5 protein-coding genes and 8 pseudogenes are annotated in these 11,935 nt (G+C 63.5%); 6 read left to right on the forward strand and 7 right to left on the reverse strand.

From position 1 onward, the window contains the following. Window positions 1-1,084 precede the first annotated feature (1,084 nt). Together GAA2_RS23070 and GAA2_RS04555 are read left to right on the forward strand one after the other, a co-directional pair. Window positions 1,085-1,978 (forward strand): annotated as a pseudogene (locus GAA2_RS23070) (IS481 family transposase); the annotation flags it as partial. Window positions 1,979-2,056: 78 nt separating this feature from the next. After that, window positions 2,057-2,782, forward strand: a complete 726-nt coding sequence (locus GAA2_RS04555; RefSeq protein WP_191834757.1) for a peroxiredoxin — start codon at window positions 2,057-2,059, stop codon at window positions 2,780-2,782. A 75-nt stretch (window positions 2,783-2,857) separates the two neighbouring features. Here GAA2_RS04555 and GAA2_RS04560 read toward each other — a convergent pair whose 3' ends face one another. The 5 genes and pseudogenes from GAA2_RS04560 to GAA2_RS04580 all read right to left on the reverse strand — a co-directional run. Beyond that, the gene (locus GAA2_RS04560; RefSeq protein WP_191834758.1) at window positions 2,858-3,103 is read right to left on the reverse strand and encodes a hypothetical protein; all 246 of its coding nucleotides are present in this window, start codon (window positions 3,101-3,103) and stop codon (window positions 2,858-2,860) included. Between the two features lie 208 nt (window positions 3,104-3,311). Continuing rightward, entirely contained in the window at window positions 3,312-4,046 is a 735-nt protein-coding gene (locus GAA2_RS04565; RefSeq protein WP_191834759.1) for a ZIP family metal transporter, read from the reverse strand. Between the two features lie 677 nt (window positions 4,047-4,723). Then, a pseudogene (gene istB / locus GAA2_RS04570) lies at window positions 4,724-5,489 on the reverse strand (IS21-like element helper ATPase IstB). A 6-nt stretch (window positions 5,490-5,495) separates the two neighbouring features. Beyond that, on the reverse strand, window positions 5,496-6,794 hold the full coding sequence (istA, locus tag GAA2_RS04575) for an IS21 family transposase (protein WP_191834760.1): 1,299 nt from the start codon (window positions 6,792-6,794) through the stop codon (window positions 5,496-5,498). A 67-nt stretch (window positions 6,795-6,861) separates the two neighbouring features. Then, window positions 6,862-7,218, reverse strand: a pseudogene (locus GAA2_RS04580) (transposase); the annotation flags it as partial. 17 nt (window positions 7,219-7,235) lie between these two features. Here GAA2_RS04580 and GAA2_RS04585 point away from each other — a divergent pair. Next, window positions 7,236-8,252: pseudogene (locus tag GAA2_RS04585) on the forward strand (IS481 family transposase). A 469-nt stretch (window positions 8,253-8,721) separates the two neighbouring features. Here GAA2_RS04585 and GAA2_RS04590 read toward each other — a convergent pair. Then, window positions 8,722-9,822: a helix-turn-helix domain-containing protein gene (locus GAA2_RS04590; RefSeq protein WP_210738472.1), complete on the reverse strand. Its 1,101-nt coding sequence runs from the start codon at window positions 9,820-9,822 to the stop codon at window positions 8,722-8,724. Between the two features lie 76 nt (window positions 9,823-9,898). On the opposite strand from GAA2_RS04590, the pseudogene GAA2_RS23080 reads away from it, so the two are divergent. Both GAA2_RS23080 and GAA2_RS23085 read left to right on the forward strand, forming a co-directional pair. Beyond that, window positions 9,899-10,048 (forward strand): annotated as a pseudogene (locus GAA2_RS23080) (2Fe-2S iron-sulfur cluster-binding protein); the annotation flags it as partial. A gap of 45 nt (window positions 10,049-10,093) precedes the next feature. Beyond that, window positions 10,094-10,363: pseudogene (locus GAA2_RS23085) on the forward strand (transposase); the annotation flags it as partial. A 67-nt stretch (window positions 10,364-10,430) separates the two neighbouring features. On the opposite strand, the pseudogene GAA2_RS23350 reads toward GAA2_RS23085, so the two are convergent. Then, window positions 10,431-10,619: pseudogene (locus GAA2_RS23350) on the reverse strand (ATP-binding protein); the annotation flags it as partial. A gap of 72 nt (window positions 10,620-10,691) precedes the next feature. Between GAA2_RS23350 and GAA2_RS04600 the strand changes: the two are divergent. After that, window positions 10,692-11,916, forward strand: a pseudogene (locus GAA2_RS04600) (IS3 family transposase). Window positions 11,917-11,935: the final 19 nt, after the last annotated feature.

The following is an 11,935-nucleotide window of genomic DNA, read 5'->3' on the forward strand; positions in this document are numbered from 1 at the left end:
GAAATTTCATTCTTTGAGCTTGATGTCGAAGTCGCACCCGCCATATTGAAGGAGTTTGGCGAGTTGCTCCGCCGCATCCGCCATTGCGTGCTCCACATCTCTCGACTCAGGTCGCAGACTGCTCCAGAGTCCCCATCGGTCACGCTTGGTTCACACGTGCACGCGCAATATGGTGACCACCCATACGGCTGGGACTCTTCCCAGGCCAGCAGAGCCGGTGGGCCGGGACAACGCTGTGCGGCGGTAGGTCGCTCCACTACACCCTGCTGGTGTATCGCGCGGCTCAGCCGGTGATCTGTCGGCAGTCGCGGCATCCCCTCCTACCGACCGGCGATGCAGACATACAGGCGGCGTGGTTGGCACAGCCAGCAGCAGGTCTATTCGGGTTTGGCCTGCTCACCGGTCTTGATCTTGACCGTACGCCGCCGGTCGGCGGCGGCCTCCAGACGGGTGTGGGCCTGGGTGCGGTAGGCGGGATCGCGTGGTCGTGGTCAGCTCGTATGGCGGCGGTCATTGGTTTCCGTCGGGGTTGTGGCGTAGGAAGGTTGCGAAGTCGCGGCGGCAGTGGTCGCGCGGGTGTCCTTGGGTGTATCGGTCGGGTTCGCGCAGCTTGGCAGGGCGCAGCGGGGAAACAACTTCGCCAGCGGTGGTCATGGTGTCATCTGTTTGGAGTAGTCCGGCCGGGGGACAGTTGGTCACGACCGCGAGAGGACGAACCGTTCCATTTGCTCCGAGCCACTACGCCCTAATTACATAGGTAACGATCGGAATCTGAGGTGGCGGTCGAACGACCCGAGGAATGGATGGCTGGGGGAATCGAGAATCGTCGTCGTTTCAGCCGATGGCGGAAACTGGTCGAACAATCGCAGAAACGTTCCAGTTGAGATATGAAGGCTATCTGGTTCGTGTGTCGACTCCACGTTGACGCTCTCGGCGGGCCTGGGTATCAGGGTGCCTGGCCCAGGCCTAATTGTACTGACCCGGGACGTTAGGTACGGGGTTCGGCGGGTCGGCGTGACATAGGGAAGACCTCCGAGTGAGGTGTGGAGCTGTCTAAGAACCGCTCCTCAACCCGGAGGTCTTCATGTCTCACCGTAATTCACCGTTGTCCCCGACTGGCCGGCTGCGTCTGGCTCGGTGTGTTGTCGAGGATGGGTGGCCGCTGCGGCGTGCCGCGGACCGTTTCAATGTCTCGGTGACCACGGCCAAACGGTGGGCCGACCGCTACCGCGACCACGGGCCCGCAGGGATGGTTGACCGCTCAAGCCGGCCCCGGTCGTGCCCGCATCGCACCACCCGTCGCCGGGAACGCCGGGTGGTGGGGTTACGCGTGTCGCGTCGCTGGTGACCGGCTCGGATCGGGTTCCACCTGGGGTTGAACGTGTCCACAGTCCACCGCATCCTCACCCGGTACCAGTGTGTGCGGTTGTCGTGGACCGACCCGGCCACCGGAGCACCGGTGCGTGCACGACGACGTGAGGTTCGCCGGTATGAACGCGACGCTGCCGGGGACTTGATCCACGTCGACATCAAGAAACTCGGCAGAATCCCCGACGGTGGCGGACACCGCATCCACGGCCGCGCCCGAGGCGGCCGCAATTCCAGTGCCCATCGCGATCCGTCCCGGCCCCGCACCGTGCATGGCCGCCCCAACCTGGGATACGCCTACCTGCACCACGCCGTCGATGATCACTCCCGATACGCCTATTCGGAGATCCTCGCTGATGAGAAGAAGGAAACCGCGACCGCGTTCATGACGCGTGCCTTGGCCCACTTTGCCTCGATCGGCGTCACGACCACACGGGTGATGACCGACAACGGGTCCTGTTACCGGTCCAGAATGTTCCGGAAACGATTGGCCGACAACGGGATCAAGCACAATTGGACACGACCGTACCGGCCGCAAGCCAACGGCAAGGTGGAACGATTCAACCGCACACTGCAAGAGGAATGGGCCTACGCCCGCCCTTACAACACAGCAAACACTCTCGTATATACCCGAGGGGGTATATGATGACTTTGTCCGCCACCAACTTTCGATCGATAAGGTGACCCGATGACAACCGCAGACACTCCCGCCCGGACCGTGAGCTCGATGCCCCGGATCGGCGAGCTGGCACCCGCATTCACCGCGGTGACCACCCAGGGGGACATCAGCTTCCCCAGCGACTACCAAGGCAAGTGGGTGATCTTCTTCTCCCACCCGGCCGACTTCACCCCTGTGTGTACCAGCGAATTCATCACTTTCGCCTCGATGCAGGATGAGTTCCGCAGGTACAACACCGAACTCGTCGGACTGTCCGTCGACGGCCTCTACAGCCACATTGCCTGGCTGCGCACCATCAAGGACAAGATCACCTTCAATGGCATGAGCAACGTCGAGGTGACGTTCCCGCTCATCGAGGACATCTCGATGGAGGTGGCCCGTAAGTACGGCATGATCATGCCGGGTGAAGACTCCACCAAGGCCGTGCGCGCGGTCTTCGTCGTCGACCCCGCTGGGATCATCCGCACGATCATCTACTACCCGCTGAGTATGGGCCGCAACTTCGACGAACTGCTCCGCGTGATCAAGGCCTTGCAGACCGCCGACGCGTTCGAGGTGGCCACGCCCGCCGATTGGCGTCCCGGCGACCGGGTGATCGTTCCGACCGCTGGTTCGTGCGGGGTCGCGGCGGACCGGATGGCAGGCACTGATGAGGCCGTCGAGTGTGAGGACTGGTTCTTCTGCACCAAGGCGATCCGCGAAGAGGACGTTGAGAAGGCCATCCGCGCCAAATAACTCATTCCGCGGTGTGCGGATCATCCCGATCCCTACACCACGACCTCCCCCCGGTCCCGGTGGAACGAATCTCGGTCAGCTCTTGCTGGCGTCGGAGCCACGCAGCTCGTCGAGTTCGTGCCGAATTCGGGTGACCTCCTCTTCGAGATCCTGCAGGTAGTCCGCCAGTTCCTCGGCGTCGGCCCGCCGGCGCCGGCGCCGGCCGTATTGCTCGTCTGGCGCGTAGTACGCCGGTGGGGGCGGTGGCGGCGCATACGCACCCGGGGGCGGGTAGGGGTAGCCATGGTAATGCCAGGGGCCGTGTCCGCACCAGCAACTCATCAGAGATCCCTTCTCTGCTTCTTCGGGATTTCTTCGGGATGCATTTCCCTGCTTCCAGGTGTATTCCGGCACGGTCGCGCCCGATAGGGCCAAACGGCCCTCGGGCACACCTTCGAGCCGGCGCGGCCCGGCGGGAAATCCTGCCCGGCCTCGACGCGCCCTGCAGTCCTGGATGTGGTGGCCCGAGCAGAAGCGGGCTCGGTTCCGTTCACACCACCAACGTGATGGCCCACAGTGCCACGAGCCCCAGTCCGAAGCTGGTGGAGTGAACGATCTTCTCCCGCGGAAGGGGGGAGGTCGTGATTTCCGGCAGCAGATCGGCCATAGCGATGTAAAGGAAGTTACCTGCGGCGAACGGCACTAGCACCGCGATGTCGATCCGCCCGGAGACGCCGTAAGCGAGCAGACCGCCCACAGGGAAGGTCAGCGCCGAGGCCACGTTGTAGAGCAGGGCATGACGAACGCTCCATCCGCTGTGGACGAGGATTCCGAAGTCTCCGAGTTCCTGGGGTATCTCGTGGGCGGCCGCGACCAACCAGGTGACCACTCCGAGCCGGATGTCGACGACGAAGGCGCTGCCTACGGCCACTCCGCCGATGAGGTTGTGCAGCCCGTCGGCGGCAAGGATCATGTAACCGAGCGGGCGGTGTTCCCCGACCGGGCGGTGACAGTGGTGCCAGTGCAGGAACTGTTCGAGCACGTGGAAGGCGAACACCCCAGCCGCCACCGATGTGTAGACGGCCAGCCCGTTACCGAGCACCTCGACCGATTCGGGCAGCATGTGGAACAGGGCACCACCGAGCAGCGCCCCTGCTGCCACTGCCACTAGCGGTAGCACCACCCGGGAGTACATCTGCTCCGGCAGGAGCAGGGACACGCCGCCCACCAACGCCACCGCGCTCATCGCCAGCCCGGATAGCACGATCCATCCCAGCACCGACATGGCCAAACTCTATCGGCCCCCTCGGTCGGGAACGCGATGTCCGGGCTTCTGCCTCCCAAGTGCCGCGACCCACATTCTCGTTCCAAGCCGGGTGTCAAACCCGCATGAGAGACGACCTGCGCAATCACCTAGGCACGGAGAGTCTAGTTCTCATCTGTTTCGACCAGCTATGCCCGACAGTAGGTCTCGTTCAAATGGCAGTAGCTCCCGACTGTGAGCGATCGGGTCACGCAAACGTTCGAATCGAAGCAGCCCGGAGGGTCGCAAAACACCGTCGCTGGATTCAGGTGCAGCCTTGTCACTGGTGACGTAATACTTTGTCCTGCAATCACTTTAGCCCGATAGCGGACTTGTCAAGTTCTGCTTAACGTAAGCGTCGTGCACCTCTTGACTTCGGGGTCGTACTGCCCCACGCTTGCAGCGTGGCAACCGCTCATCTCGTCGACCCTGCGAACAAGTCCCCGGAGTCGAGATCCACACCGCCCAGTAAGAGACACAACCGGGCGGGGCCACGTTTTTCGCCTTTCACGCACGGTCACGCTTTCGCGCTCGGCCACGTACGGCCCAACTCGAAGCAGTAGAGCGCAGAGAGAGCCGGACACCGCACCACAGCTGTCAACGGCGGCCGAAAACTGACCCCTTATCGACGGTTGAAATTTGACCCCCTTTTGGTGTGGTTACTGGTCGGCGTTGACGAGTTGTCGTCGGGTCTTGGTGCGGTAGGAGTCGCCGTCGATGGTGATGACCTCGGCGTGGTGGACGAGGCGGTCGATGAGTGCGGCGGCAACGACATCGTCGGCGAAGACTTCGCCCCAGCGGCCGAATGGCATGTTCGAGGTGATCAGGATCGAGCCTTGTTCGTAGCGGCTGGCGATGAGTTGGAAGAACAGGTTGGGCGGTATCGGAGTCGAACGGCAGGTAGCCGATCTCGTCGATGATGATCAGCCGGTAGCGGCGGAGCCGTTTGAGTTCGGAGACCAGGCGGCCGGTGGTGTGTGCCTCGGTCAGGCGGGTGGCCCATCCGGTGGCGGTGTCGAAGAGCACAGGGTAGGCGTTGTGCGCGGCTTTGATCCCGAGCGCGATCGCGAGGTGGGTTTTACCCACTCCAGGTGGTCCGAGAAGGATCACGTTGTCGCTCTTGGCGATCCAGGTGCTGGTGGCCAGATGGGCGATAACATCGCGACGCAATCCTGGAAGGTGGTCGAAGTTGAAGTCCTCGAGTGTCTTGACCGCGGGGAAGCGAGCGCCACTGATCCGCAGCACGGTGCCGTTGGCTTCGCGTTCACTGACCTGGCGGTCAAGGATCGCTGCGAGGTACTCCTCGTGGGTCCAGTTGTCGGTGCGGGCCCGCTCGGCCAACTCGGCCCAGCAGCGGCGGATCGCTGGCATCTTCAACGCCCGCGCCGCGAACTCGATCTGCTTACCTGTGTGATTGTCGGACATGGTATTTCACCTTTCAGCGATAGTGGACGGGGTGGGTGGTTGAGCACCTGACGGGGTAGCAAAGTGCACCCCGAACAGGTCGTCGTAGTCTGGTAGCGCCCGGATCGGTACCTCGTGGCCGTCGGGGTGGGCGCGGATGCGGGCGGCGTTTCGGGCCCGGTTGGCGAGGTCTTGGCGGCGGTAGTCGCGGCGCAGTTCTTTGGCTGCCCGCACGTGCTGAGGGTCGGCGATGGTGACGTGGTTGGCCCAGCTGCGAGCGTGGTCGGCGACGGTGACCTCGCCGCACTGGATGCGCACCTGCTGCAGGTCGGCGGTGATGTCGACGAAGCGACCGATCACCGACGGGTGCACCGAATAGTCATTGCCGGCCACACGTACGTAGTAGTCGCGACCGAGTCGCACCCGGCTACTCAACCCGATATGAGGTGCGGTCGGGGGAAGCCCGGCCATCTGCTCGAGGTCCTCGGCGAGCGCATCACACGGGCGTCGATCACCGATCGCGCGCACCACTCGGGTGTTGGCATGATCGGCCAGCCACCGATCGAACTGGGCGGTGAAATCGTCCGGTGAGGCGAACTGGCGGCCCGGCAGGAACGAGGTCTCGAAGAATCGGTTGTTGCGTTCGACCATGCCCTTGTACTCGGGGTCTCGCGGTGGCGCCAGCTCCAGCCGAGTGCCCAAGGTGCCCACGAATCCTGCGGCCAGCGCGGTGGGTGTGCCCTTGGGGCCGATCGCGGCTTCGCGGTCCCACACCAGCTTGCGGGTCACCGCGCCCAGTTGCGACAGCAGCAGCCACATCCCCGTCAGGATGTCTCCGCCCTGGCGCGACGGGATCATCACCGCCGACCGGTATCGGGAGAACGCCAATGTCATCACCAACACCGGTAACATGGCGAATTGATTGTGGCCCACTGGGATTCGGTAGTCCGGGAACCACAGATCCCACTGCGAACAGCCGCCGGGCTCATAGATCACCCGATCGGCCGGATCTACCCCACGAAACTCCGGGCGAATCACCCGGACCCGGTCTTTGAGGACAGTCAACGATCTCGTCCACCCGATCCGCTCCGCGATCACCGTCGCCGGCATCGTCGGATACTCCCGCAACAACGCCCGGATCTGCGGTTCGAACGCATCGACCACCGAGCCCTTCGCCGGTCGCGAGTACTTCGGCGCGGTGTCTGAGGCCAACGCCGCCCGCACCGTGTTACGGGCCACCCCCAACCGGCGCGCGATCTCCTTGATCGGCACACCCTCACTGCGATGCAAACGGCGGATCTCCGCCCACTGCTCCACTGAAATCACCCTCCTAACAAGACGGGGGTCAAAATTCACCCGTCGTCAGGGGGTCAGTTTTCAGGCGCCGTCAACAACGGTCACGAGGGACGTTCAGCTCGACCGGCCCGGCCTCGGACTGCACCGTTTTCGCGCTCGACCCGTTCCGCGAGTTCGGCAACTCCCTCCCGGCCGGGTCGCCCTTCTCATAGCCGAGGTGATCGGTCAGTTCGGCCTTGAGACCGCGTTCGAGGGCGAGTTTGATCAGACCCGGGATCAGGCCGCCGTCGCCAGTGATCTGGACCTGGCCGGTATCGATCTGGGCCAACAGCTCATCGACCATGCCCGAGGCCTGCAGCGCTTCGGCCACCTCCGCAGTCGAACGCGGCTCGGCCAGCTCAGGCAACTGCCGGTCGCCGTTGTCGTGCTGCTTGTCGTCTAGGGCCATGCTCATAGATCTTCCTCTCACTGATGAGCACTTGGACTTACACAGACCATCTGACACCCCCAGTCTGGCTCGGTGTGTTGATCGAGGATGGGTGGCCGCTGCGGCGTGCCGCGGACCGTTTCAATGTCTCGGTGACCACGGCCAAACGGTGGGCCGACCGCTACCGCGACCACGGGCCCGCAGGGATGGTTGACCGCTCAAGCCGGCCCCGCTCATGCCCGCATCGCACCACCCGTCGCCGGGAACGACGGGTGGTGGGGTTACGCGTGTCGCGCCGTTGGGGACCAGCTCGGATCGGGTTCCACCTGGGGTTGAACGTGTCCACAGTCCACCGCATCCTCACCTGGTACCAGTGTGTGCGGTTGTCGTGGACCGACCCGGCCACCGGAGCACCGGTGCGTGCACGACGACGTGAGGTTCGCCGGTATGAACGCGAAGCTGCCGGGGACTTGATCCACGTCGACATCAAGAAGCTGGGCAGGATCCCCGACGGTGGTGGGCACCGCGTGCACGGCCGCGCCCGAGGCGGCCGCAATTCCAGTGCCCATCGCGATCCGTCCCGGCCCCGCACCGTGCATGGCCGCCCCAACCTGGGATACGCCTACCTGCACCACGCCGTCGATGATCACTCCCGATACGCCTATTCGGAGATCCTCGCTGATGAGAAGAAGGAAACCGCGACCGCGTTCATGACGCGTGCCTTGGCCCACTTTGCCTCGATCGGCGTCACGACCACACGGGTGATGACCGACAACGGGTCCTGTTACCGGTCCAGAATGTTCCGGAAACGATTGGCCGACAACGGGATCAAACACAAATGGACACGACCGTACCGGCCGCAAACCAACGGCAAGGTGGAACGATTCAACCGCACACTGCAATAGGAATGGGCCTACGCCCGCCCCTACAACAGCGAGACCGAACGCGTGGCCGCCTTCGACGAGTTCCTGCGCATCTACAATCACGAACGCGGCCACACCGCACTCAGAGGCGACTCACCCGCCGACCGCGTACCCAACCTGGCGGGTCAGTACATCTAGCCGTCGACACCCTCGGCGCCCCCACCACACCCGCCGAAGCCATCGCCAGCATCACCGAAGCCCTCGCAACCCTCCGCGACACGCTCCGCGCAGCCGAAGAACACCAAGCCGCCGCCAAACGCCACGCAGCACGCCTCTATCTCGACCGCTAGACCTGTCAGATCCTCGACTCAGGCCCACGCCCTTCAGTCGGTGAGCGATCCCGTCGGTTCCTCTGCCGCTCGATGCCCGCCGGCACCCCCGCGGTCACCCGCACACTTACCGTCAGGTACCGTCGGCCGGTGCCTTTGCACGTACCTGTGCGGCTCACCGCGTGATTAGTTGAGAGCACCGATCACCTGCTACGCATCCGAAGCGACCGGGACGATCGAGCAACAGGTCTTCTTCTCTGCTGTTGGCGAGTTCGCGAAAGTGGATTTGGCGCACTTCCAGCGATATGCAGATTCGTCCATTGTTGACAGCTTCTTTGTCAATTTTCTACGCCAGGACTGACAACATCAGGGGCTGCCGATTGTCGACGTTGTTGACCCGCACGGGTGTGTCGGAAGTGCGACGGAGAGCAGCCGACCCAACGTGTGAACGCGTGGGAGAAGCTCGCAACATCGCAGTACCCCAGTTCGGCAGCGATTTGACCAACTCCTACTCCGGGATCCAAGAGACGGACGATGGCACGCTCCCTCATGAACTCCTGCCGCAGGCGACGCAATGTGGTGCCTTCGGCCTGGAGGTGGCGCTTGAGCGTACTCACTGAGATCGCTAGCTCTCTGGCGATCTGATTGCCGTCGATTCGAGCAGGGCCTGTCTCGAACTGAGCGCGGACGAGCTGCGTATATGGGCTATTGTGCCGCTGGTTGAAAATACGTCGCATTTCAGCGATACCGACCCGGTAGGCAACGGGGTCTGAGAAGCGGCACACCTCATGGAGCACGTGAGCCGGAATCTGCACGAACGATCCCGGTGCATCAAAGACAAGCCGGTGCGCGACGTCCCCTTCGTTTGGCGGCGCGGTCGGTGCTGGGCAGGTCAGGTGTAATTCCACCGATGGGACAGCACCGGCAAGTATCTCCACCAGGCGTAGTACGGCCAGGCCCCCGTAGGTGACGGCGAAGCAGTCAGTACCGGCGCTGTCGGTGCGCCCAGCAAGAGTGATGGTCAGACCAGTGTCGCCATGGTGAAAATCTGCGCTCAGCGCGGTTGTGATCAAGGGCAGGAATCGAAGCAGCTCAACGATTTCAGCGACAGACCCAGCGCTGACCAGCGGCAGGCTCAGTGGGCCGAAAGAAGTTAGCTGGGCGTGTTTGGCGAACGCGACACCCAGCCGAAACCCGTCGCGGGGTCCCATATTTGGGTAGACCTCACGAAACCACCGCACCGGCACTTGCGCCTCTCGCTGTATTAGTGATCTGAGGTCGACCTGCTCCCTGATCATGATTCGGCTGAACGCTCGGGTCTCCTCCTCCCCCAGCGCACCGCAGTCGAGAAGCTGCGCGAACGCCAAGGGGGGCACCCCAGGTTCAACAGGAGGGATCACAGTGAGCCAATTTAGCAACTCATTGCGACGTTGGGCCATGGATTGGGTGAACCCGATGCGTCCAGACTCGAGGAAGCACTCACGATCAAGGAGGCGGCCATGGCCACGATCACCCATATCACCCCATATCACCCATAACGGAGACAACTGTCCCGCCACGCTGACGCCTGGCAAGTCATTGATGCAAACCGCAGTGGACGAGGCGGTTCCGGGAATCGGCGGGGATTGCGGCGGTGAGGCGGCCTGCGGTACCTGCCATGTCATTGGCCGGGTTTGTCGGAGGCTCTCGAACCTGGGAAGGATAGAGAGCATGGCAGCACCTCGGAAGTACAGCGTTGAGCTGAAGGAGCGGGCAACGCGGATGGCGGTGGAAGCCCGTCAGGACTCGGCTACGCGGCCGGGTGCGCTCAAACGGATCGCTGAGCAACTCGGCGTGCATCCTGAAGCGCTGCGGACGTGGGTCAAGCAGGCCGAGGTCGATGGTGGCGTGCGGCCGGGTACCACAAGCAGCGACGCCGAACGCATCGCGCAGCTGGAACGGGAGAACCGTGAGCTGCGGCGAGCGAACACGATTTTGAAGCAGACTGTCATTTGCCACTGCTATGGGACCGCCTGGATTGCCACGAGGATGGGACCACCTTGGCGCGTTATTGAGGATGCTCTGCGGGGTTGGGTCGGTCAAGTCCGGGTCGGTGTCGTTGGCGGTAGGAGGGGCCTTCGATGACGAGGGTGTGCGCGCGTGAGGTGAGTCGGTCGATGGCCGATTGGGCCAGTAGCGCGTCGGCGGTCATGGTGAGCCATACGGCGGGTTCTCGGTTGGATGTGACGATGGAGGAGGACCCTGACCCCGGGTGTTGGACACGCTGAATCCCGCAAGATTGGCGGGGGAAGCGAGATGATCGACACCGATGGCAAGGAAGAGTTATCCCGACGAGTTCAAACGGGACGCGGTAGAGCTGTACCGAGACACCGAGGGCGCAACGATCACGCAGATTGCCGATGAACTCGGCATCTCTGGGGTGACGCTGTCGGCGTGGTGTAAGAGCGCTGGTGTGCCGATCCGGCACCGCAACCCGACTGCGGCGGGTGCAGCCCCAGCGGGTGTCGAGAGCCCTGACCAGGAGCTGGCCCGGCTACGGGCCGAGAACCAGGCGTTGCGGGCTGACAAGACTCGGTTGGCCACCGAGCGTGACATCCTGCGGTCGGCGGCCAAATATTTCGCCGGGGAGACGAACTGGTGAGCCGCTTTCAGTTCGTCGCCGACCACTGCGACGCCTACCCGGTGAAGTGGCTATGCGCGATCGTCGTTTTATGCCTGGCTGGCCGGCGCCGACGGCCGAGCTGCCCGCATCGCCGCTGACCAGGAGCTGGAAGCCCGGATCCGCACCGTGCACGACGAAGACAACACCTACGGGGCGCCGCGGATCACCGCTGAACTCAACGACGGTGCTCCCGAAGGTGAGCGGGTCAACCACAAGCGGGTGGCCCGGGTGATGCGCAGCGCCGGGATCGCCGGCTACCGGCGGCGACGGCGGGTCAAGACCACCACGCCGGATCCAGCGAACCAGAAGGTCCCGGACTTGCTGAAACGGGATTTCACCGCCGCGGCACCGAACGTTAAGTATGTCGGCGACATCACCTATCTGCCGTTGGCCACCGGGTCGAATCTGTATCTGGCGACGGTGATCGACTGCTTCTCCGGCCGGGTCGCGGGGTGGGCGATCGCCGATCATATGCGCACCGAACTGGTCGAAGACGCCCTCAAAGCCGCTGCGGCGCTGCGCAAGGGCCTGACCGGTGCAGTGTTCCACGGTGTTGCATCGACCGATTGAACGCGCCCAGTACACTTCAAAGGATTTCGCGATACTCTGCGCAGCTCTGGGCGTTGTCCAGTCTATGGGCGCGGTGGGGTCAAGTGCCGATAACGCGCTCGCCGAATCGTTCAACGCCAGCCTCAAACGCGAGATCCTGCAGGACCGCAGCCAGTGGCCCGACGCTGCTACCTGCCGCCGCGACGTGTTCCGCTGGCTGGTCCGCTACAACCTCCGACGACGGCACTCCCGCTGCGCCTATTCCAGCCCGGCCAGCTACGAAAACACCTACACATTCGCTACGCTGTCAGAAGCTGCCTAATCCAAATCCCGTGTCCACC

Origin of the sequence: Gordonia ajococcus (genome assembly GCF_012974285.1) — a bacterium.
Lineage (GTDB): Bacteria > Actinomycetota > Actinomycetes > Mycobacteriales > Mycobacteriaceae > Gordonia > Gordonia amicalis.

Excerpts from the sequence above, each read along its gene's own strand:
- GAA2_RS04555 (WP_191834757.1), top strand. The coding sequence starts at position 2,057 with ATGACAACCGCAGACACTCCCGCCCGGACCGTGAGCTCGATGCCCCGG.
- GAA2_RS04590 (WP_210738472.1), bottom strand. The coding sequence starts at position 9,822 with ATGGCCCAACGTCGCAATGAGTTGCTAAATTGGCTCACTGTGATCCCT.
- GAA2_RS04560 (WP_191834758.1), bottom strand. The coding sequence starts at position 3,103 with ATGAGTTGCTGGTGCGGACACGGCCCCTGGCATTACCATGGCTACCCC.
- GAA2_RS04565 (WP_191834759.1), bottom strand. The coding sequence starts at position 4,046 with ATGTCGGTGCTGGGATGGATCGTGCTATCCGGGCTGGCGATGAGCGCG.